Genomic DNA, 21,558 nt, shown 5'->3' on the forward strand with positions numbered 1-21,558 from the left:
CAGATGAAGTACTCTGAGTGAAGTGATTTGAAACTTAGTACTACAGATGGAGTGGTGTCAAGTGGTGCGCACGAATCCCGAACGCCGCCATGCGTTGTTGGACGCATCGATCGAGGTCCTGGCCCGAGAAGGGGCCCGGGGGCTCACGTTTCGCGCGGTGGACAAGGAAGCCGGAGTACCCGCCGGGACCGCCTCGAACTACTTCGCCAACCGCGACGCGCTGCTCGTCCAGGTCGGCCACCGCTACTACGAGCGGCTCATCCCCGACGCGACGGCGATGGCCAAGCTGCACGGACCGCGCTCTCGCGAAACCCTCACCGAACTCATGACCGAGGTCGTCGACCGCGTGACCCGTTTCCGCACCGGCTATCTCGCGATCCTCGAACTCCGGCTGGAGGCCACCCGGCGACCGGAGTTGCAGGCTCTGCTCACCGAACGGGTGCGAGCCGACCTGGACTTCAACATCGGCAACCATCTGGAATTCGGGATGCCCGGCGACGAGAACACCGTCGTCCTGCTGTACCTCGCCCTCAACTGGCTCATTCTCGACCGACTCACCCTGCCCGGCGTGTTCACCGAGGAACAGGCCAGGGAATTGGTGCGGATGGCAGTGGAACGCGCGATCGCGCCGGGGGCCCCCGACGGGGCGTGACGTGTTCTACCGGGTTCTGTCCGGCCCGCGGAGTACGCTCGCACGCGTCGGCGTAGCGGGGATCAGCACTGGAGGTCGACCATGGAGATCTTGCTCGGAATCGGTACGCGCAAGGGCTTGTTCCTGGCGCGCAGTGACAACGATCGATCGACCTGGACAGTGGATGCGCCGCGGTTCCCGGTCGCCGATGTCAAGGCATTGGCGATCGATGCCCGGCGGCACACCCCGCGGCTGCTCGCGTCGGTGCTGGACAGCCATTTCGGACCGACCTTGGTGACCAGCGACGATCTGGGCCGGACATGGAGCGAACCCGACGACGCGCCGCTGGCGTTCCCCGCGGACACCGGAGCCGCGTTGCAGGGAGTGTGGCAGATCGCGCCCGCGACCGAGGCGGAGCCGGACATCGTATACGCGGGGGTCGAACCGTCGGCGCTGTTCCGCTCGGCTGACGGCGGAAAGACCTTCGAGCTGGTCAGAGGCTTGTGGGAGCACCCACACCGCGCGCAGTGGCAACCGGGCGGCGGCGGGCTGGCTCTGCACACGATCCTTCCGCATCCGACGGACAGGCACCGGATCGCGGTCGCGATGTCCACCGGCGGTGTCTATCAGACCGCCGACGGCGGCGCCTCGTGGTGGCCCACGAACAAAGGTGTCACAGCCGATTTCCTGCCCGGCGAGCTGCCGGAATGGGGACAGTGCGTGCACAAGGTCGCCGTGGACGCCGAGACGCCGAGCACCATGTACCTGCAGAACCACGGCGGCGTCTTCCGCACCACCGACGACGGGGCCACCTGGCATTCGATCGACGGCGGGCTCCCCGCGTCCAATTTCGGGTTCCCCATCGTCGCGCACCCCCGACGTCCCGGCGTCGTCTACACCTTCCCGCTGGTCGCCGACATGGAGCGCTTCCGGTTCCCACCCGACGCGCGCTGCGCCGTCTATCGCAGCACCGACGGTGGCGAGACCTGGTCGGCGAGGACCGACGGCCTCCCACAGACGCCGTTCTGGGCGGCGGTCATGCGCGACGCCATGTGCAGCGACGACGCCGACCCGACCGGGATCTACTTCGGCACCCGCAACGGTGAGGTCTACTGCAGCCCGGACGAAGGCGACCACTGGCACCTGGTGGCCGACAGACTGCCCGACGTACTGTGCGTCCGCGCCCGGGTCATCGGCTGACGCCGTGGCCCGCGTGCGCCTGCCCTCGGCTCTGCGGCCCTACGCCGGGGGCGAGAAGGAACTCGATGTCGACGGCGCGACACTGCGTGACGTGCTGGACGCGCTGCGGGAGCGTTCGCCCGCGCTGGAACGCAGGCTGCGCGACGAGCGCGGCGAACTCCGCCGGTATGTGAACTTCTACGTCGACGACGACGAATGCCGGACGCTCGACGGATTGAACACCCCGCTCACCGACGGGACCGAGGTCATGATCATCCCCGCGGTCGCCGGCGGATAGGCGTATCGCCGTCCCCGGTGACCCGGACGGCGTTCACCGATCAGCCCGGTGACACCGCTTCCGGGGCGCCGGAAGATCGTTCACCGGTGTGTCCCGCTGCCGCGGCGGCGGTGTCCCAGCGTTCCCGGGCGGCGGCGAACAGGTCCACGCACACGGCCACGAGATCGGCGGGGTCGTCGCAGCGCCCGTCCATCAACCAGTCGACGAGCAGGTGGTTGACACCGCCGACCAGCGCTGTGGCGGCCAGCCGCTCGCTTCGTGTGAGGGTGCGGTTGCCGTCGGCAGCCCATGTGGCCATGACCGTGTCCACGAAATCGCGCAACACGCGGTGGCGGCGCTGTTCCATGTCCGGTGAGACACCGACGACTTCGATGAGCACCACCCGCGCGCGGCGTGGGTCGTCGGTCAGGTATCGGATGAAGGCCTCGAGCCCGGCCGCGGTGAGTGCGTCGAGATCGAGCTCGGTGCGGGCGAGCGCCTCGGCGGTCACCGTACGCATCGCCTCGGACAGGCTGTCGTACAGCGCGGCGAGGCAGACCTCCCGTTTGGGGAACGACTCGTAGAAGTGCCGCTCGGTGACCCCCGCGCCTCGGCAGATCTGCTTGATCGAGGCTCCCGCGTAGCCGGAAGTGCCGAACTGCTCCAGGGCGGACTCGAGAATCGCGGCACGACGGCGGCGCACGCGTTCCTCGGGCGCGACGCCCGAGTACTTCCGGCCGGAGAGCTTCGGGCCGGAGGGGCGCGGGCCGGGGCGGGTCATGAGCCTTTCCTTTCTGCCGACGCGGTGCAATACTAGCCGCGCCCATTTCGACAATCATGATTGTCAAATATCGCCCTGAGGGCGTCGGCAGAACTCCGACAGGAAAGGCGGTACGCCATGACGGCAACCCCAGCCGGGCGCATCGTGGCCGTCACCGGCGGTGCCCAGGGCATCGGGCGAGAGATCGCGCGCAGGCTCGCCGCGGCAGGCGCCCGGGTCGCGATCGGCGATCGTGATCTCGAGGCCGCTCGCGTGACCGCCGCAGAGCTGCCCGGCCACGTGCGCGCATTTCCCCTCGACGTGACCGACACCCAGTCGTTCCGGGAATTCCTGGCCGAGGTCACCGGCCTGTGGGGATCGCTCGATGTACTGGTCAACAACGCCGGAGTGATGTGGGTCGGCGCCTTCGATGCCGAGCCCGAGGCCGCTACCGAGCGCATGCTCGCGGTGAACCTGCACGGTGTGATCCGCGGCGTCCAGCTCGCCGCACCGTACCTGCGCGAGCGCGGCGGCGGGCACATCGTGACGATCGCCTCGGCTGCCGCCAAGCTCGCCCCGCCCGGCGAATCCACCTACGCCGCAACCAAACACGGCGTCCTGGGCTATCTCACCGGCGTGCGTGAGGAACTGCGCGGCAGCGGCGTGCACGTGTCGGTGATCATGCCCGGCGTGGTCGACACCGAACTCGCGATCGGCACCGCCAGCGGCGCGACCGCCCGGCTGCAGCCCGCCGATGTCGCCGCCGCCGTGGTGAATGTCCTACAACGCCCTCGCTTCGAGGTCACCCTGCCTGCCTCGATCGGTCTGCTGGTCCGCCTCACCAACCTGCTGCCGCAATCCCTGCGCGATCGAGTGCTGCGTCGCACGGTGCCCGATCAGGTCGAAGCCGTAGCGCACTCGGCCACTCGCGACCACTACGAACGCCGTGCCCTGACCGACACCACCGACCCGGGGAGGACCCGATGACCACCACTCGATCCGCCGCCCCGCGTCCGATCCCGGAATTCGACGGCGTGCACGACATCTGGCCGCGCGGAAAGCGGCTCGACGCCATCCGTGAGGCAGCCCGGAACTACCGGGAACGCTTCCTCACCCAGGGCCAGGTGCGGGCGATCAAGAGCTTCGACATCGCCGCCGCACCGTATCCGGCACGCTTCGCCTTTCAGGGGTACTCGATCAACCTCAACCCCTTCATCTCGATCATCAACCGCATGTTCGTCATCCAGTTCGAAGGCTTCGACGGCAAGCTCATGACCCTGGTGTGGGAACCCACCGTGGCCGCAGGATCTGCCGAAGCCCCGTTCTACGGGCAGCTGCAGCGCTTCGCGGGCAAGCTCGGCGTGGAATCGCTGTTCGTCGACTACTACAACGACCCCGATCAGGTGCTGCCACGCCTCGGCTTGACCAACGACGACGTGGACTACATCAGCTTCGACCACCTCCACGTGCAGGACCCGCGCATGATCGTGGGCTCCAGCACGCCGATCGAAGGCGAGCCCACGGCGCGAAAGCCGTTGTTCCCCAACGCGAAACTGGTCGTGCACCGCAAGGAGCTGGGCACCTTCGAGTCGATGCACCCGATGCAGTGGGCCTGGTACGTCGAGGGCGGTATGGACGGCGTACCCGAGGACCGGCTAGAGATCTTCGACGGCGACGTCGAACTCGGCGTCGGAGTCAGCCTGCTGTGGACCCCTGGCCACACCGACGGCAATCACTCCCTGGTGGTCAACACGCCCGACGGAGTCTGGGTGTCCTCGGAGAACGGCATGGCCGCCGACAGTTGGCAGCCCGAACTGTCGAAGATCCCCGGCGTGCGCCGCACCGCCGAGTTCTACGGGCGCGAGGTCGTGCTCAACGCCAACACCCTCGAAGATTCCCTCGACCAGTACGACTCCATGGTCAAGGAGAAGACTCTCGCTTCCCCGTCGCCGCGAAATCCGCGGTGGCGTCAGATCATCCCGTCCTCCGAGTGCGCGAACCGGAAGCGGCAATGGCCGGTCGTGCCGACCTTCACCCATGGCGGACTGGACTACGGCACCATCACCGTCCCCACCCGGTGACCCGGACCGCGGGCGATCCGGCGACAACGGGATTCGAAACGACGAAAGCAGGGGTATGACGGAAATCGGGGTTCGATCGAGATGACTGTCCACACCAGCGCTCATGATCATGCGGTAGCCGTGCGGCGCTCCTTCGCTGTGCGCGTGACCATCTGGGCATCGCGGATCTTCGTCCGGCCGACGCTGTGGCTACTTCCGCTGCATTCGTCGATCGGGGTTCTCGGCTATCGCTTCACGCAGGTCGTGGCGTGTCGGATGTGGTTCGCTCCGATGCTCCCGCACACAAGGGTCGATGTCACCGGGCCACGCGGCAGGACTGTCGGAGAGTGGGTGGGCGGGCAGGCGAAGCCCGGCGGCCGGTTGATCTATTACATCCACGGCAGCGGATACATCAGTTGCAGCCCGGCGACCCACCGTGGCCTGGTGTCGGAACTGTCGCGCCGACTGGATCGCCCCGCCTTCACCGTGCGTTATCGGCGCGCGCCGAAGTACCGTTTCCCTGCCGCCCACGACGACGTTCTCCGCGGTTACCTGTGGCTGCTCGAACAGGGGCACCGAGCGGGCGAGATCGTCGTGATGGGCGACTCGGCCGGTGGTCACCTCGCCTTGGGGCTGTGTGTCCAACTGCGCGAACTCGGTGTCGAGCAGCCCGCCGCGTTGGTCGGATTCTCCAGCCTCGTCGACCCGACTTGGCGACTGGCGGCGGCCCGGCACAAGCTCGTGTGGGACCAGTTCGTCTCCGCTCGGACGGCTCGGCGGATCACGCACACCTACCTGGTGGAAGCCGATTTCAGCGATCCCCGCCTGGATGTGCTCGGCGCGGTCGGCCCCGACCTGCCACCGATGCTGTTGCAGGCGGGTGGAAGCGAGATCCTCGGCTCGGACTCCGAGCACTATGCCGCGGCACTGCGCTCAGCGGGCGGACGATGCGAGCTCGAAATGTGGGCCGGCATGTTCCATGTGTTCCAGATGGGATATCAGCGGCTACCTGAGGCACGAAGCGCTCTCGACAGCGTCGAGCGATTCGTCGAGAGCATCGACACGACCGACGACGCGGCTGCCTGAGGGCAGGCGCTCGACGATCGACCGGAGACAGGCGCGCTCACCCGCAGTCGGCGACGGACGCCTCCGGGTGCGGATCGGGCACCCCCGTGGGGCCCGCGCCGACCGCGCCCATGACGAACGGCACGACCTGCGCGATCACCTCGTCGACGGGGCCGCCCTCGGCGAGCGCCTGCCGGTGCGGATCCAGGCAGCCGAGGATGCAGCGGCTCGCGGAGCGCGCGTCCACCAGCCGGAACACCCCGACCTGCTCTCCCTCGGTGAGGATGCGGAAGACCACGTCCTCGAGTTCGTTGAGCTGAGAGGTGAACTCGAGCGCGGTCTGGTTGGGGATCAAGCTCATCACCGGCGGGGTGACCGGATGCGGTCCGGCGAACTCACGGAGCACGAGTTCTACGACAGCCTCGAGTTTGTGGCGTGGGTCGTCCAGGGCAACGGTCTCCTGATCGATCCGCGCGAGGAAACGCTCGATCTCGAGAGCGGACCATTCCAACAGCATCTGGGATTTGTCCGCGAAGTAGTTGTAGAGCACGGTGCGGGTCAGACCTGCCTGTGTGGCGACGGCCTTGATCGACGCGCCGTCCCAGCCGTCGCGAACCAGGACCTCGGCGAAGGCGGCGAGTATGCGGGTGCGGGTGGCGGTCTTGTGTTCGGCAACGGTGTGCCCTGCGTTGAGGATAGGCACGTGCTGCTCCAGGCTCGGTCGGATACTTCCTGACCGACCGAAGATACACGCCGGGACGGCCGCCGACGGCGCCCGCGGCGCTCCGGAATGATTTTCATGACACCGCGTCATCAAAAATTGGCAGTCCGGGCCCCGATCTGCTGGAATCTGCGCCATGGTCTTCTCCCGCCTCGCAGACGCCCTTCCGGCCTGACCGGATCGTTCTCAGGAGCCGCTTGATGTTTCTCGCTCTGCGCGAACTGCTGTTCGCGCGTACTCGTGTCCTGCTCATGGGGTCGGTCATCGCCTTGATCTCCGTCCTCATGGTCATTCTTTCGGGACTGTCGTCCGGCCTGGTGGAGGACGGTGTCTCCGGCCTGCAGCGCACCCCCGTGCAGGCGTTCGCCTTCTCCGAAGGCACCAAGACCGACTCCGCCTTCTCCCGCTCGGTCGTGACCCAGGACCAGGCCGACAGCTGGGCCGCCCGTCCCGATGTGGACGAGGCCGAGCTGATGGGCAATACGATCGTCAACGCGCACACCGGCGGCGGAACCGCGATCGACCTGACCGTCTTCGGCGTCACCCCCGGCTCCTTCCTCGAGCCCACGGTGGGCGAGGGCGCTGCGTTGAGCGGTCCCCGCGATGTCATCCTGAGCACCAGCGCCCGGGACGAGGGCGTCGTGGTCGGCGACACGGTGGTCGTCGACCGTATCGGCACCGAACTGACCGTCGTCGGATTCACCGGGGACAAACGCACTTTCGGCCATGTGGACATCGCCTATGTGCCGCTGCGCACCTGGCAGGAGATCAACACCGGACTTCCCGCGGGCTCCGCCATCGACCCGCGCGTCTACACCGAGGCCAGCGTCGTCGCGATCCGCGGCGTGAACGACACCCTGCCCGACCTGGCCGCCGGTGACTCCGCGGCGCGCACCTCAAGCAAGACTCTCGAGCAGTCGTTCGACGCATCGCCCGGCTACACCGCGGAGATGATGACCATGTCGATGATCATCGCCTTCCTCTACGCCATCTCGGCACTGGTCGTCGGCGCGTTCTTCAGCATCTGGACCGTCCAGCGGATGCGGGAACTCGCGGTACTGCGCGCCGTGGGCGCGTCCACCGGCTACCTGCTGCGCGACAGCCTCATGCAGGCCGTGGTGATCCTCGTCGGATCGGTGACGGCAGGCGTCGTCGTCGGACTCGGACTCGGCGCGGCGCTCGATGACACCGGGATGCCGTTCTCCCTGGAAGCCGGCCCCATCACCCAGGGCGCGATCCTGCTGATCGTGCTCGGCCTCGTCGGCGCCGGACTCGCGGTCCTGCGCATCACGCGAATCAATCCCCTGAGCGCACTGGGAGAGAACCGATGAGCACCCTCACCACCACCGGGCTGAGTCTGCAAAACGTGACCCTGCAGTTCGGCGACGGCGAGAGCACTGTCACCGCCCTCGACGATGTCACCCTCGATGTCGCGCCGGGAGAACTGGTCGCCATCGTCGGTCCTTCGGGTGCGGGCAAGTCCAGCCTGCTGGCCGTGGCGGGCGGGCTCACCACACCCACCAGCGGCACGGTCCGGCTGCGCGACATCGACCTGACGGCCACGCCCGCCCCGAAGCTCGCCGAAATCCGCCGCGACCACATCGGTTTCGTCTTCCAGGCCGCCAACCTGCTGCCCTCGCTGACCGCGATCGACCAGTTGCGGCTGATGTCGACCATCACCGGCCGTCCCGGACGCGACCCGCACGAACTGCTCGCCTCGGTGGGGATGGAGCACCGTGCGAACAAGCGTCCGGGACAGCTCTCCGGCGGCGAACGTCAGCGGGTGGGCATCGCCCGCGCACTGGTCACCGAGCCCGCCGTGCTGCTCGTCGACGAACCGACCGCCGCGCTGGACCGGGCCTGCAGCCACGAGGTCGTGACTCTGCTGGCCGAAGAAACCCACCGCGCGAAGGTCGCGACGATCATGGTCACCCACGACCACGACGTTCTGGCGCACTGCGATCGCATCCTGGAAATGATCGACGGAAAGCTCACGCCCTACGCGGCGTGAGGTTCCGGCATGCCGATCGAGCGGCTGCCTGGGCGCGTGGTCATCGACGCGCCACGTCCGGCAGCCGCTCGATTCGCCGGACATCGACGCCGGGCGCCAGCCGATCGACGGCGGCCCTGTCGAAGACGTCGGTGCCCGGCAGCATGACCGTGGCCGCCGCGGCCGCGACCCCGTAGGCGCAGGCCTGAGCACACGACTCGCCCTGCACCAACCGTGCGGTCACGGCCGCCACCAGGCTGTCGCCCGCGCACGCGTCGCTGCGCGCAGGTGTGGTCAGCGGCGGCGCGGATATCTCGTAGTGGTGCTCCCGATCGGAGTAGACGGCGCCGAGTTCGCCCGCGGTCGTGATCACGTGATCGGTGGCGCCGGTGTCGAGAACGACATCGTTGGCGGTGCGAGCGTCATCGAATGTCTCGATGGGCCGGCCGATCAGACCGCCGGCCTCCGTACGGTCCAAACGGATGAGAAACGACTTCTCCCGGAGCGCTCCACGCAATTGCGCATCGGCGATGTCGAGCACGGTTCTGATCCCGGCGGCCTGCGCCGCGCGCAGCAGGACCGCCGAGAAGTCCTCTCGCAAACCTGGTGTCCCACTTCCGGTCAAGATCAGATAGGAGTAGCCGGCCGCGGCCGTGGTGAGGGCCTCCACGAAGGCCGCTTCCTCGGCTTCCGACAGTCTCGGCCCCGGTGGCACGACGTGGTAGCTGCGTCCGGACCAGGTGTCGTCGAGGACGATCGCCTCCCGCGTCTCGTTTGCGATGTCGACCGCGACATGCGCGATCCCTTCTTCGCTGAGCAACCGGTTCAGACGGGCGCCGGTCTCGCGCCCCGCGGTGTGCAGGGCCACGGACGGCACACCGAGCCGCGCCAGGCAACGAGTCACGTTGATGCCGCCACCGCCTCCCTGGACCGTGCGCACCAGAGCGCGGTTCTTGCCGCCCGCGGCCAGTTGATGGACTTCCAGCGAGACATCGACAGCCGGATTCAGAGTGACGGTGATGACGCGGGGCGACTCGGCGACCGGCACGGCTGGTCCCTTCGACGAATGCGAGACAGTGGGCCACGCTCGTCTCAGCATGGCGCAGTTCGTCACGGTCTGGGCACGGCCGAAAGTCGTCGATGGACAGGGACCTCCGGCGCAGGCGTTCGTCCGATGTCATCGGGTCCGGGGACATCCGGCACTAACCGGCCGACTCCGCCCGTGCGACGGTGGAAGACAGAGATCCGGTCGACGAACGGACGACATCATGGAGCGCGGACTGCCCGACGATCACACCGTGGAGACGGCATTGGCACTGGCAGGCCGGGCGCCGTCGGTGCACAATATGCAGCCGTGGCGCTGGCGGGTCGGCGACCGCAGTGTGCACCTGTACCTGGATTCCTCGTGTGTCCTGCCTGCGACCGACCCGGACCGGCGCGACATCGTGCTGAGCTGCGGCGCCGCACTGCATCATCTCGCCGTCGCGTTCACGGCCCTGGGGTGGGCAGCGGTCGTCAACCGGCTGCCGAATCCGGATGACCCCGACCACCTGGCCTCGATGACCCTGGTCCCGCACCGGCCGACCGAGCAGGATGTCGCGCTCAGCAGGGCCATTCCCCGCCGTCGCACCGACCGTCGTCACTTCACATCCTGGCCTATTCCGCCGGGTCATCTAAGTCTGTTCAGCGAACGGGCCGGGTCGCTGGGCGCGGTGGTTCGGGTCGTGGACGCGGGGGAGCGGCGGCATATCGTGGCGGCGGCGAAGGAGGCGGCCCGTCTGCATTCCGAGGACGAGTCCTATCGGTTCGAGCTCGCGATGTGGACGGGCAGGCACGCCGGCACCGACGGAGTCCCCGCGCACAGCACGCCCGCGCCGCGGCCGGGCGACGAACTCCCCGCCCGTGTGTTCGCCGGGGCGGAGCTGGCCGATCCCGCCGTCGAGGCAGATCACGCCGAGTTGCTGATGATCGGCACATCAGGCGACGACCGGCTCTCGCGACTGCGCGCGGGCGAGGCGATCAGCGCGATCCTGTTGACCGCCACCAATATCGGTCTGGCCACCTGCCTGGTCACCGAGCCGCTGGAAATCCCGGCCCAGCGCACCGCGCTGCGCGTGGAAGTGCTGCACGACACTGCCTATCCACAGGCCTTCCTGCGGGTCGGATGGGCTCCCACCAGCGCCCATCCGCTGCCCATGACTCCGCGACGACCGGTCGCGGAACTGTTGCTTCCCTCGAATCCGGACTGATCCCGCTCACAGCCGGGCGGTGTCGCTCGCTTCCACCCCGGATCGAGCCGCGGCGCTTCGCGTCACGGATACTCGGGCAGCCGGGCCGACCAGCAGGCCGCCGTGCCGCCCTCTGCCCGGGAAGCGATGGTGAAGGCTCCGTGGTAGCGCTGCGCCCGTGCCGCGAGGTTGGCCAGTCCGGTGCCCGCCGAGTACCCCGGGGAGAGACCGACGCCGTCGTCGCTCACGTCTACGGTCACCGTGTCGTCGTCCACCTTCAGTTCGACCGAAACCCAGGTCGCGTCGGCGTGACGGACCACGTTGCTCACCGCTTCGCGCAGCACCGCCCGGATGTCCTCGGCCAGCGCGGGGGACACGATGGTGAGAATCCCGGAGAACCTGACCGTGGTGCGCAGCTCGCTCTCGACGGTCGTGTCGATGATGATCTCGTGCAGCTGTTTGCGGAACTCGGCCGAATCGGTCGCGTTGACGCTCTGCAGATCGAAGATCGAGTGCCGGATGCCCTGGATGATGTCGTGGACGTCGTCGATGGTGCCGAGCAGCCGGGCCTGCATCTCCGGTGATCGTGCGCGTTGGACACTGCCCTGCAACGAGAGCCCGACGGCGAACAGCCGCTGGATGACGTGATCGTGCAGTCCGCGCGCGATACGGTCCCGGTCGGACAGGACATCGAGCTCGCGCATACGTCGTTGGTTGTCGGCCAGTTGCAGGGCGAGGGCGGCCTGATCACCGATGGCGGCCATCATCGACTGCTCCGAAGCGTCGAGCGGCTCGAGGGCGGGCGGGCGCAGCGTGGTGAGGACGCCGATCACCTGGTTGCGGGCGTGCAGCGGAAGCACGAGGACGGGGCCGAAACGGGTGCGCGAGTGCGCGAAGAGATCGTAGGTGAGTTTCTCGGCGACCACGGATTCGCCGGTGCGGAAGGCGCGTCCGAATTGGGAGCCCTCCACGGGAAGGCGCTGGCCGGTGACCTGCTCCGCGTGCACGCCCGCGGCGGCCACCACGGCGAGTTCGGCCACTTCGTCGTTGGGAATCTCCGGGTCCTCGGGCAGCGCCACGAACGTGCAGGCCGAGTCGGTCAGCGTGAGCGCTCGTCGGGTGAGCAGTTCCAGGACGTCGTTCGATTCGCCCCCGGCCAGCAATTCGGTGCTGATGTCCCTGGTCGCTTCCAACCACTGCTCACGCATGCGCGATTGCTCGTAGAGCCGGGCATTCTCGATCGCGATACCCGCGGCGGCGGCCAGCGCGCCCACGACGACTTCATCGTCCTCGGTGAACTCCTGCCCGTTCGCCTTCTCGGTCAGATAGAGATTGCCGAATACCGCTTCCCGGACCCGGATCGGCACGCCGAGGAACGCCCGCATCGGCGGGTGATGCGGTGGAAAACCGACCGAGGACGGGTGGTCGTGGAGATCGGACAGTCGGATGGTCTCCGGATGGCGGATCAGCAGCCCCAGCACACCGTGGCCGCGTGGCAGGTCGCCGATGAGCACCCGAGTCCGGTCGTCGATGCCTTCGTACACGAATGCGGCGAGCTCGCTGCACGGGTCGTCGGTCTCCCTGACGCCGAGCGCCCCGTATCGAGCGTCGGTCAGTTCCGTCGCGGTGTGCACGATGGTGCGCAGTGTGTTGTCGATGTCCAGGCCCGCGGTGACGACCAGCATCGCCTCCATGAGCCGATCCATCCGGTCACGTACATCGACGATCTCGGAGATGCGCTCCACGGGTCCATTCTTACCGGGACGATCGAAATCCGCCACGCGGCGTTAGTACGCGTCGCTCCACTTGGTGGCGATCACCGCGGCTTGCGCCCGGCGTTCCACTCCGAGTTTGGTCAGCAAACGGGATACATAGTTCTTCACCGTCTTCTCGGCGAGGAACATCCGATCGGCTATCTGCCGGTTGGTCAGCCCCTCACCGAGCAATGCGAGAAGGACGCGTTCCTGGCCGGTCAGATCCGCCAGCGGACCGGTGTCGTCGTTCGCCGCGTTGCGCAGCTTCGCCATCAGGGCCGCGGCGGCACGACTGTCCAACAGCGATTTCCCCGCCCCGACCTCCCGGATCGCCTCGACCAGAGCGAAGCCCTTGACGTCTTTGACCACGTACCCGCTCGCACCGGCCAGGATCGCATCCAGCATGGCCTGCTCGTCGGTCAAAGAGGTGAGCATCAGACACCGCAAGCCGGAAACCGTCTGCAAGAGTTCGCGGCACAATTCGACGCCGTTGCCATCGGGCAGCAACACGTCGAGAACAGCGACATCAGGTCGGAGCGCGGGAATTCGGGACAATGCCTGCGAACAATCGCCGGCCTCGCCCACGACATCGAGATCGGGCTCCGCGTCGATGAGTTCGCGCACCCCGTGACGGACTATTTCGTGATCGTCGACCAGGAAGACTCCGATCCTCGGCGGCCCGCCCACGGCACTCACCCGGACTTGCGCGAGGCGAAATAACTGGTGATGATCACCATCAGTGCGAATATCACGGCGATGATCACCGCTGCTGTCGGCCAATCCATGGTCAGCCTCCTCTGTCGCGACTATCCCGTGTGGTCAGTGTGCCACGAATGGCTGTAGTGAAACCTCGGTGCCGACGGCCGGGTCAGCGCGGGGGATCGGCATTCGCGGACAGCGCGTGTTCGAGCAGCAGCCGGCGTTCCGCCGAGGCGATCGCCCGGCGGGCTGCCGGGACGGCGTCCGGGGTGACGGAGATCGAGGTGATGCCCAGACGGACCAGACGCTCGGCGAAGTCCGGACGGCGGGAGGGCGCCTGCCCACACAGCGACGAGGTGATGCCGTGCGCACGAGCGGCACCGATGATGCGGGCGATGGCGTCCATGACGGCGGGATCGGATTCGTCGAAGAGTTCGGCGCACTCCTCGGAGTCCCGGTCGACGCCGAGCATCAGCTGGGTGAGGTCGTTGCTCCCGATGGACACGCCGTCGATGCCGAGACCGACGTATTCGGGCAGCCAGTGCACCACCGAGGGGACTTCGGCCATCACCCAGCGGTGCATGCCGCGCTGACGGCCGAGCGGACTGGCATCGACCAGTTCCAGGCACGCCTCCAGTTCCCAGCGGGTACGCACGAACGGGATCATCAGGTGCAGATTCGGAGTTCGCTCCCGCACTCGTGCCAGCGCCTGCAATTCCATGGCGAAGACCTCGGGGTCGCGGATGTAGCGGTAACAACCGCGGTACCCGATCATCGGATTGCGTTCGACCGGCTCGAATTCCGCGCCCCCGGCGAGCGCGCGGAACTCGTTGCTGCGCAGATCGGTGGCGCGGTAGACGACCGGCCGCGGGGCGAAGGCGGTGGTGACGCGCAACAGCGATTCGGCCATGCTGTCGACGAATCGGCGCTGCTCTCCGTGCGCGATCAGTTCGTGGGGGTGCTTGCCGTCCAGTGCCTGCGTGAGCAGGACCTCCGCGCGCAGCAAGCCGACGCCGTCGACATCGGTCCGGGCGACGCGCTCGGCGACTTCGGGCAGTGCGAGGTTGACATAGATTCGGGTCGCCGTCGCTTCGTGCGGACTCGCTTCGGCCGCACCGGCGCCCGCGGCGGTCGACGCGACCGTGACCTGCGGTGCCGGAGCCCGGCCGGCGCGCACCTCACCCGCGGTGCCGTCGACGGTGACGACGGCACCGTTGGTCAGCTGCGTGGTCGCCGTCCGGGTGCCGACCACGCACGGCACGCCGAGTTCCCGGGCGACGATCGCGGCATGACAGGTGATCCCCCCGCTGTCGGTGACGACGGCCGCGGCGCGCGACAGGGCCGGGAGCCAGTCGGGATTGGTCATCGCGGCGACCAGGACGTCCCCGTCCTGTAGCTCGGCGACCTGGGCCGGGGAGGACAGGACGCGCACCGGTCCGGAGGCTGTTCCCGGAGCGGCCGCCAGGCCGCGAACCAGAGCTTTGCCGGGCTGTGCGGCGGCCGCCGGTTCGGGAGCGTGCCCGGCGATCTTCGTGGTGATCGGGCGGGCTTGGACCAGCCACAGCGCCTGATCGTCGAATGCCCATTCGACATCTTGCGGAATGCCCGCGTGGTGGCGGCTCACGGCGAGCGCCAGTCGCGCCACCGCGGTGGCCTGCTCGTCGTCGAGCACCGGAGCTGCGACGTCGGCGTCGTCGAGGGCGACCCGCCGATCCCCGTCCGGCCCGGAGACGATGGCGAAATCCTGCGCGCCCCTGTGCGTTTCCAGCAGCGTCGGACCTGCGGCGTCGAACACGTAGGTGTCCGGCTCGACGCTGCCGGAGACGACGACCTCACCCAGACCGCGAGCGGCTTCGACGACGACGCGGTCGGGTCGCCCGGTGGCCGGATCGGCGGTGAACGCCACCCCCGCCGTGACCGAGGCGATCATGCGCTGCACGACCACGGCCATCACCGGGCGGTCGCGCATGCCGCGACGCGCGCGATAGGTCACCACTCGCGGGGTGAACAGCGAGGCCCAGCAGTCGACGACCGCGGCGAGGAGTTCCGGCTCGCCGCTGATGTTGGTCAGGGTGAGATTCATTCCGGCGAACGACGACGACGCGCTGTCCTCGCCGATCGCCGACGAGCGGACGGCGACGCGCGCGTGATCACCGAGTGCCCGGTAGGCGTCGAGAATCTCGGTGCGGGCGTCGTCGCCGAGCACCACCCCATGCACGATCTCGCGCATCCGGGAACACAGGTCGGCTACGCGGGACGTGTCGGTCACGGCCTCCAGCGCCTGCCGATGCAGGCTGTCCAGCTCCGCACCCACAGTGCCCGAGATGAACTGCTCGTAGCAGGAACGCAGCACGACGAACCCCGGCGGGACCGGTAACTGCGCGGCCACCAATTCGCCCAGGTTCGCGCCCTTTCCACCGGCGCGATCGGCATCGCCGAGTCGAAGTGCGTCGAACCCGGCCACATAGCGCTCGCCCATCTCGGCTCCTCAGGGGGTTTGCGTTCCTGGCTCGGTGCCGATCGACACCGAGCGCAGTCCCAACGCGGTCGCGATCTCGGCGGACCAGGCGCGAATCGACGGCCAGTCGCGCAGATCGCCGTACCTGCCTCCGCCCATCAATCGGTACCGCACGCGAGCCGACAGCGGTATGCCCGCTCGCTCGTATACCCCGGCGAAGGCTCGATAGTCGCGCGGCGCCAGCAGATCGCGCTGCCGAGCGATCTCCGGGGGCACGATGGGACCGAGTCGTCGGCCGATCGGCCCGCGCAGAGCGGGGCCGAGACCGACGCCGAACAGCCATAGTTCGGTGGTGCGCAGTTCCTGGTCGTGGGCACGGATATAGCTCTGAGCTTCCGGCAGGAAGTTCATGTCGTGAATCGCGCTTCCGAGTACGACAGCATCGAACAGGCTCAGATCCGGGGCATGGGAGACCTCGCTGACCTCGACCTCGCCACCACGAGATGTCAGGTCCTCGGCGATGAAATCCGCGATGTCGCGGGTCGATCCCTGCTCGGTCGCGTAGAGGACGGCGATGCGCGTGGGTGTCGGTGTCATGATCTCAGCGTCCCCGCTGGGCGAGGTTTCCAGGCAGAGTCGTGGTGCCCTGGCCGGTGGTGACCAATGGCCCGCCCTGGCGGATCGATGTTCGTCAGGCGGACTCGGTGGCGGGAAGGGAGTCCGCGCACACGGCTTCGACGAACTCGCCCACCGTGCTTTCCGGCAGATGACGGGCGAGGTCGGCCTCGGTGATGATGCCGACGAGCACCCCCTGGTCGAGGACCGGCAGGCGCCGGACCTGATGGCGCTCCATGGTGCTCAATATGTCGTCGACCTCGGCGGTGACCTCGATGGTGTGCAGGCTCTCGGCGCCCTGCGCCAGCTCGCCCGCCATGGTCGACTTCGGATTGGCCCCGATCCCTACCACTTTCACGACGATGTCGCGATCGGTGACGATTCCGACGGGATGCTTCTCACCGTCACAGATGGGGAGTGCGCCGACGCCGAGTTGGCGCATACGCTCGGCCGCTGTTTCCATGGAGTCCCGGACGCCGATGTATGCGACGTCGGGTCGCATGATCTCGGATGCAGTCGTCATGTCGTTGTCTGCCTTCCAGTCGGTTCTGCGATGCCCTGGGTTCTGCGATGTCTCGGCCCCCATCTTCGAACCGAACCGGGGGATTTCGGCAGGGCTGAAGGTCATCGTCCGGTCACCGGTAGCGACTCCTCCGTGGCTCGATGTCGATCCTGTGCCGCGGATGTGAACGTCCACGTCTGTCCGGCGCCGAGTTCGCGCTCCACGCCCTCGACGCAGACCCGGATCGGCGCCGCGTTGCTGGGATGCAGCCGCAGCACGATGTCGGTGTGGGTGAGCACGATCGTCACCGGCTGTCCACGGAAGGAGACCGTGAACTCCGCTTCCTGCAGTTCGTTGGGCAGCACCGGGTGCAGGAGCAGCATGTCGTCGCGTGTTTCCAGGCCGCCGTAGCAGCGCAGGATCATGTCGGCCGTTCCGGCCATGCCCCCGAGATGTACCCCTTCCCGCGTGGTGCCGTCCTGCGTGTCGTCGAGGTCGGCGGCGAGAGCCTGGCTGAACAACTGCCAGGACGCGGCACGATCGGTTCGGGCCAGCACCCAGGCATGGGCGAGTCTGCTCAGTGTGGATCCATGACTGGTGCGGGCGAGGTAGTAGGACACCGTTCGCGGAATGAGCTCACCGGGCAAGGCGTAGCCCAGGTGGGCGAACACCTTGCGGAGTTCCTCGGCGGAGAACAGGTAGAACAGCATCAGAACGTCCGCCTGTTTGGACAGCTTGTACCGATTGGTGCTGTCGCCCTCGGCGTTCAGGATGAGGTCGAGCCGTTCCACGTTGCCGTAGTCGGCACGATAGCGGTCCCAGTCGAATTCCTCGAGATCCTCGTATCCGTCGAACTGGGAGATGATGCCGTCGCGGTGGAACGGCACGCGAAGCTTGCGGCTGACATGGTCCCATCGGGCGGGCTCGTCGGCGCCCAGGCGAAGACGCTGCCGCAGGGGCTCGCAGTCGGCACCGTCGATCAACCGCACGACGTCTTGAGCCCGCGTCAACACCCACGACGCCAGGACGTTGGTGTAGGTGTTGTTGCGAACCCCTCGGCCCGGTCGATCCGGGTAGCCGTCGTGGTACTCGTCGGGGCCCATCACGCCGTCGATGTCGAATCGGCCCGTTGCCGGATCGAGAACGGCCATCTCGGCGAACAGGCGCGCGACCTCCACCACGATCTCCGCGCCACAATCGATCATGAACCGCTGGTCGGCGGTGGTCTGGTAGTACTGCCACACGCTGTAGGCCAAGGCGAGCCCGACATGGCGCTGACGAAAAGAGTTGTCCGGCATCCACCGGCCGGTGCGCGGGTTGAACAACTCGGTCGGGGTTTCCTCGCGGCCGTCGCTTCCGCTCTGCCACGGGAACAACGCACCCGACCACCCCGCTGTGCGAGCCGCGACGCGGGCACGCTCGAGTCGTCGGTACCGGTACCACAGCGCCGCTCGGGTGAGTTCGGGTCTGCGCAGCGTCAGCATCGGGTGGACGAAGATCTCGTCCCAGAAGATGTGCCCGCGATAGGCCTCACCGTGCAGTCCGCGCGCGGGAACGCCCGCATCGCGATCCGGGCCGGCATCGACCACGGATTGCAGTACGTGGAACACGTGCAGGTTGAGCGCCAACTGCGAGGTGCTGCCGTCGGAGAGCCGGATACCGAAGCGTGCCCACAGTCGCGCCCAGGCATCGACCTGGGCGGCCAGCAACGCCGGGAAATGCGGGGCGCGACCGATCCGCGCTGCCACATCCAGGGCGGGGGTGGAGATGCCGCGATCCCGGGAGGTCGCTGTCGCCGCGATCTTCTCCACCACGATCGGGGTGCCGGGTTTGAGCTGCACGGTCAGTTCCTGACCGGGACGCAGACGTTCGGGCAGCACTCGGCGCCGCGACACCGGTGCGTCGGTACGGGTGCGCGTCGCCAAGGCGAGCGTGATCCCGGACTGCTCGGTCACGGTCTCGTACAGCACGGTGTGCCGGTCGAGTTCGCGATGCCTGCCCGCCCGGAGATGGTGCGAGCACAAGAGCCGGTCCGCGGTGACATTTCGATTCTGGACCTCGGCGTTGATCGCCGAGGCGATCACCACGTCTCCTGTCCAGTTCTCGGATTCGACGGTGAGCTCGAGCGCCGCCAGGTGCGGGTCGGCCAACGATTGAAAGCGACGTGTCACCACGCGGGTCCGGCGGCCTTCGCTGTCCTGGTAGGTGTCGGCGAAGGTCGTGACACCGGTGCGCAGATCCAGCTCCCTGCGGTGGGAGGTGGATTGCGACGATCCCGGCTCGAGCACCTCTCCGTCGATCGGACGGACGGTGAGGAATGTCCAATCCGGGGTGTTGACCAAGTGCTCGGTCTCCATGATCCGATCACCGAGGTCGGAGACGCACCGGTTGTACACCCCGGCGATGTACGTGCCGGGATAGTGCACCGCGTCGTTCACGCTGCCCGGGACGGATCCCCGGGTCGCCCAGTACCCGTTGCCTGTGGTGCACAACGCTTCCCGCGTCCCCTCCTGCACCGAGACGAAATCGTCGTAGACCAGGCTCCACTCGTCCGGTCCCGCGACGGAGGCACCGCCACCCCAGCGGTAGGCCACCGAGGCGTCGACACCGGGCATCGGCCCGGTCAGCTCGAGCCGGGTCAAATCGGTGACGACGAGGTCGGCACCGGCGGCCGCCAACGCCGCGGCCGCGCCGTGCCGATCCACCCCGATCACGCGTCCGAAACCTCCCTCGGCCGCGGCGCGCACCCCGCTCGTCGCGTCTTCGAGCACGATGATGTCGATCGGCGGAAGCCGGAGCCGTCGGGCCGCCTCGAGGAACATGGCCGGGTCGGGTTTGCCAGGGAGCTGCAAGCGCAGCGCGTCGGTGCCGTCCACCCGAACGGTGAACAGATCTTCCAGTCCGGCGGTGCGCAGAATCGCCACACTGTTGCGGCTGGCCGTCACCAGTGCCGTCGGTATCCGGGCCGCACGCAGCCCGGCGAGCAGTTCCGCCGCGTCGGGAAAGACACGCACACCCACGCGGGCGAGTTCATCTCCGAACAACTCCTGTTTGCGCCGGGACAAACCCGTGACGGTCGGCGCGCCGGGGCCGTCGTCCGGGCCACCCTCCGGGATGGTGATACCGCACGAGGCCAGGAACGCGCGCACGCCGTCCTCACGGCTACGGCCGTCCACATAGACGTGGTAGTCGCTGTCGGCGTCGAAAGTGCGACCAGGTTGGCCCAGTTCGGGCAGAACCTCGTCGAACAGTCTCTTCCACGCCGCGGCGTGCACAGCGGCGGTGTCGGTGACCACACCGTCCATGTCGAAAATCACCGCGCCGTGGTCGTCGGCCGTCCGACCCGACGACGTGGGCAGATTCTCCAGCCGCACTCCGGACACACCCTTTCCTCGCGCATGTTGTTGGCTCTGACTCGGTTGTACCTCCCTTTCCTCCGTTGCGATCGATGATGCCTCGATTCGATCCCGGGGAGGCGGTCGGTGACCGCCTGGCTGTGGTGGCCTTCGGGGAACGCCGCCGACGCCCCATGAGCTTCGGGATATCCTCTGGCCGACTACGAACCCCCGCTCGACTGAGGAACCAACACGATCTTGCCCGCGGAGGCCCTGCTCGCCAGCAGCTCGTGCGCGTGACGTCCGTCGGTCAACGGGACGCGCTCGGCCACTTCGGGATGGATGCGCCCCTCGCGCAGCAGCCGGATCAGTTCCGACAGGTCGGCGTGGAACCAGTCGGGATGACGGTCCCGGAGTTTCGCGATGCGATAGGTCGTCACCCGTCGCGACGGCGAGAGCAGCCCTGCCAGCATGGCGGCCGCCCCGGAGCCGTAGAACTCGGTCAAGCCGCGCCAACTGCGGCGACCCTGCGCGATGGTCGAGTAGTGGCCGAAGAGCACAAGCCTGCCGCCGCGCCGCAGCGCCCGATAGGAGCGAAAGGACAGCGAGCCTCCGATGCCGTCGAACGCTGTGTCGACTCCGCCTCCGCTCGAGGCGCGCACCCGGGTCAGGAAGTCTTCGGTGGTGTAGTCGATCGGTATACCGCCGAGCCGCTCGACCAGCTCGCAGTCCGCGGTCGCGGCGGTCCCATAGACCTGCAAGCCCGCGGGTGCGGCGAGTTCCAGCAGTGCGACGCCCACCCGCCCGGCCGCTCCGTGATACAGCGCCGTCTCCCCGGGCCGGGCTCTCGCCGCGCGGTGGATGAGCTGGTAGGCGGTCATGTACGGGAAGATCACGCTCACCAGCACGGCCGGGTCGATATCGGCGGGCACTTCGATCGCCCATGATTCCCTGACGCAGACCATCTCGGCGTAGCCTCCCCACACGACCAGCGCCGCCACATGATCTCCGGGCTTCAGCGTGGAGCAACCCGTGCCCACCCGTTCGACGACACCCGCGAATTCGTAGCCTGGGGTGAAGGGTGGCTTCGGACCGCCCGGGTAGGTTCCGGCCCGAAGCAACGTGTCTGTGAAGGAAACACCCGCGGCCAGTACGCGAACGCACACCTCACCAGGCCCCGGTGACGGCTCGTCTTCCTCGACGACACTGAGGACTTCAGGACCTCCGTAACGAGAAACGACGATGCGCTTCATATCCGGAAACGATAGCCGCTTCTTTGCCCGG

General features: G+C 67.8%; 19 protein-coding genes. 9 read left to right on the forward strand and 10 right to left on the reverse strand.

From position 1 onward, the window contains the following. The first annotated feature begins 61 nt into the window (after positions 1 to 61). The 3 genes from IU449_RS04000 (at position 62) to IU449_RS04010 (ending at position 2,108) form a co-directional block, all read left to right on the forward strand. Entirely contained in the window at positions 62 to 652 is a 591-nt protein-coding gene (locus IU449_RS04000) for a TetR/AcrR family transcriptional regulator (protein WP_324188079.1), read from the forward strand. An 81-nt stretch (positions 653 to 733) separates the two neighbouring features. After that, positions 734 to 1,831: a WD40/YVTN/BNR-like repeat-containing protein gene (locus tag IU449_RS04005; RefSeq protein ID WP_195000588.1), complete on the forward strand. Its 1,098-nt coding sequence runs from the start codon at positions 734 to 736 to the stop codon at positions 1,829 to 1,831. Positions 1,832 to 1,835: 4 nt separating this feature from the next. Beyond that, entirely contained in the window at positions 1,836 to 2,108 is a 273-nt protein-coding gene (locus tag IU449_RS04010) for a ubiquitin-like small modifier protein 1 (protein ID WP_195000589.1), read from the forward strand. Between the two features lie 40 nt (positions 2,109 to 2,148). Here IU449_RS04010 and IU449_RS04015 read toward each other — a convergent pair whose 3' ends face one another. Then, positions 2,149 to 2,868, reverse strand: a complete 720-nt coding sequence (locus IU449_RS04015) for a TetR/AcrR family transcriptional regulator (RefSeq protein ID WP_195000590.1) — start codon at positions 2,866 to 2,868, stop codon at positions 2,149 to 2,151. A gap of 117 nt (positions 2,869 to 2,985) precedes the next feature. On the opposite strand from IU449_RS04015, the gene IU449_RS04020 reads away from it, so the two are divergent. The 3 genes from IU449_RS04020 (at position 2,986) to IU449_RS04030 (ending at position 5,993) form a co-directional block, all read left to right on the forward strand. After that, positions 2,986 to 3,834, forward strand: a complete 849-nt coding sequence (locus IU449_RS04020; protein ID WP_195000591.1) for an SDR family oxidoreductase — start codon at positions 2,986 to 2,988, stop codon at positions 3,832 to 3,834. After that, positions 3,831 to 4,928, forward strand: coding sequence for a hypothetical protein (locus IU449_RS04025; protein WP_195000592.1), 1,098 nt, complete (start codon positions 3,831 to 3,833; stop codon positions 4,926 to 4,928). The genes IU449_RS04020 and IU449_RS04025 overlap by 4 nt, the downstream gene beginning before the upstream one ends. A gap of 330 nt (positions 4,929 to 5,258) precedes the next feature. After that, positions 5,259 to 5,993 carry an alpha/beta hydrolase gene (locus IU449_RS04030; protein WP_324188080.1) on the forward strand — a complete coding sequence of 245 codons (735 nt, stop codon included), beginning with the start codon at positions 5,259 to 5,261 and terminating at the stop codon, positions 5,991 to 5,993. 37 nt (positions 5,994 to 6,030) lie between these two features. Here IU449_RS04030 and IU449_RS04035 read toward each other — a convergent pair whose 3' ends face one another. Next, on the reverse strand, positions 6,031 to 6,675 hold the full coding sequence (locus tag IU449_RS04035) for a TetR/AcrR family transcriptional regulator (RefSeq protein WP_195000594.1): 645 nt from the start codon (positions 6,673 to 6,675) through the stop codon (positions 6,031 to 6,033). Between the two features lie 218 nt (positions 6,676 to 6,893). On the opposite strand from IU449_RS04035, the gene IU449_RS04040 reads away from it, so the two are divergent. Both IU449_RS04040 and IU449_RS04045 read left to right on the forward strand, forming a co-directional pair. Further along, positions 6,894 to 8,024 (forward strand): ABC transporter permease, encoded by a 1,131-nt coding sequence (locus IU449_RS04040; RefSeq protein ID WP_195000595.1) that lies wholly within the window; start codon positions 6,894 to 6,896, stop codon positions 8,022 to 8,024. Further along, entirely contained in the window at positions 8,021 to 8,704 is a 684-nt protein-coding gene (locus IU449_RS04045) for an ABC transporter ATP-binding protein (protein WP_195000596.1), read from the forward strand. Before IU449_RS04040 ends, IU449_RS04045 begins: the two co-directional genes overlap by 4 nt. 40 nt (positions 8,705 to 8,744) lie before the next feature. Here the strand turns inward: IU449_RS04045 and IU449_RS04050 are convergent, their stop codons facing one another. Continuing rightward, positions 8,745 to 9,731 (reverse strand): 1-phosphofructokinase family hexose kinase, encoded by a 987-nt coding sequence (locus IU449_RS04050; RefSeq protein WP_195000597.1) that lies wholly within the window; start codon positions 9,729 to 9,731, stop codon positions 8,745 to 8,747. 220 nt (positions 9,732 to 9,951) lie between these two features. Between IU449_RS04050 and IU449_RS04055 the strand changes: the two genes are divergently transcribed. Further along, complete coding sequence (locus IU449_RS04055) at positions 9,952 to 10,932, forward strand: Acg family FMN-binding oxidoreductase (protein ID WP_195000598.1); 981 nt, start codon at positions 9,952 to 9,954, stop codon at positions 10,930 to 10,932. Positions 10,933 to 10,994: 62 nt separating this feature from the next. Here the strand turns inward: IU449_RS04055 and IU449_RS04060 are convergent, their stop codons facing one another. From IU449_RS04060 to IU449_RS04090, 7 genes are all read right to left on the reverse strand, one after another. After that, positions 10,995 to 12,656 (reverse strand): GAF domain-containing protein, encoded by a 1,662-nt coding sequence (locus tag IU449_RS04060; protein WP_324188081.1) that lies wholly within the window; start codon positions 12,654 to 12,656, stop codon positions 10,995 to 10,997. Between the two features lie 42 nt (positions 12,657 to 12,698). Then, positions 12,699 to 13,361 carry a response regulator transcription factor gene (locus tag IU449_RS04065; RefSeq protein WP_324188082.1) on the reverse strand — a complete coding sequence of 221 codons (663 nt, stop codon included), beginning with the start codon at positions 13,359 to 13,361 and terminating at the stop codon, positions 12,699 to 12,701. A 172-nt stretch (positions 13,362 to 13,533) separates the two neighbouring features. Then, complete coding sequence (gene ppsA, locus IU449_RS04070) at positions 13,534 to 15,843, reverse strand: phosphoenolpyruvate synthase (protein ID WP_195000599.1); 2,310 nt, start codon at positions 15,841 to 15,843, stop codon at positions 13,534 to 13,536. 9 nt (positions 15,844 to 15,852) lie between these two features. After that, on the reverse strand, positions 15,853 to 16,419 hold the full coding sequence (locus IU449_RS04075) for a flavodoxin domain-containing protein (protein WP_195000600.1): 567 nt from the start codon (positions 16,417 to 16,419) through the stop codon (positions 15,853 to 15,855). Between the two features lie 94 nt (positions 16,420 to 16,513). Continuing rightward, on the reverse strand, positions 16,514 to 16,960 hold the full coding sequence (locus IU449_RS04080; protein WP_195000601.1) for a CBS domain-containing protein: 447 nt from the start codon (positions 16,958 to 16,960) through the stop codon (positions 16,514 to 16,516). Between the two features lie 101 nt (positions 16,961 to 17,061). Next, positions 17,062 to 20,313 carry a beta-phosphoglucomutase family hydrolase gene (locus tag IU449_RS04085; RefSeq protein ID WP_324188229.1) on the reverse strand — a complete coding sequence of 1,084 codons (3,252 nt, stop codon included), beginning with the start codon at positions 20,311 to 20,313 and terminating at the stop codon, positions 17,062 to 17,064. Positions 20,314 to 20,495: 182 nt separating this feature from the next. Continuing rightward, positions 20,496 to 21,527 (reverse strand): medium chain dehydrogenase/reductase family protein, encoded by a 1,032-nt coding sequence (locus IU449_RS04090; RefSeq protein WP_195000602.1) that lies wholly within the window; start codon positions 21,525 to 21,527, stop codon positions 20,496 to 20,498. Positions 21,528 to 21,558 lie beyond the last annotated feature (31 nt).

It is taken from the genome of Nocardia higoensis (assembly GCF_015477835.1).
Taxonomy (GTDB): Bacteria; Actinomycetota; Actinomycetes; order Mycobacteriales; family Mycobacteriaceae; genus Nocardia; species Nocardia higoensis_A.

Bases quoted from the DNA above. Each gene is read 5' to 3' on its own strand.
- IU449_RS04005 (WP_195000588.1), top strand. From the start codon at position 734: ATGGAGATCTTGCTCGGAATCGGTACGCGCAAGGGCTTGTTCCTGGCG.
- IU449_RS04015 (WP_195000590.1), bottom strand. From the start codon at position 2,868: ATGACCCGCCCCGGCCCGCGCCCCTCCGGCCCGAAGCTCTCCGGCCGG.
- IU449_RS04020 (WP_195000591.1), top strand. From the start codon at position 2,986: ATGACGGCAACCCCAGCCGGGCGCATCGTGGCCGTCACCGGCGGTGCC.
- IU449_RS04025 (WP_195000592.1), top strand. From the start codon at position 3,831: ATGACCACCACTCGATCCGCCGCCCCGCGTCCGATCCCGGAATTCGAC.
- IU449_RS04040 (WP_195000595.1), top strand. From the start codon at position 6,894: ATGTTTCTCGCTCTGCGCGAACTGCTGTTCGCGCGTACTCGTGTCCTG.
- IU449_RS04045 (WP_195000596.1), top strand. From the start codon at position 8,021: ATGAGCACCCTCACCACCACCGGGCTGAGTCTGCAAAACGTGACCCTG.
- IU449_RS04055 (WP_195000598.1), top strand. From the start codon at position 9,952: ATGGAGCGCGGACTGCCCGACGATCACACCGTGGAGACGGCATTGGCA.
- ppsA (WP_195000599.1), bottom strand. From the start codon at position 15,843: ATGGGCGAGCGCTATGTGGCCGGGTTCGACGCACTTCGACTCGGCGAT.
- IU449_RS04075 (WP_195000600.1), bottom strand. From the start codon at position 16,419: ATGACACCGACACCCACGCGCATCGCCGTCCTCTACGCGACCGAGCAG.
- IU449_RS04080 (WP_195000601.1), bottom strand. From the start codon at position 16,960: ATGACGACTGCATCCGAGATCATGCGACCCGACGTCGCATACATCGGC.
- IU449_RS04090 (WP_195000602.1), bottom strand. From the start codon at position 21,527: ATGAAGCGCATCGTCGTTTCTCGTTACGGAGGTCCTGAAGTCCTCAGT.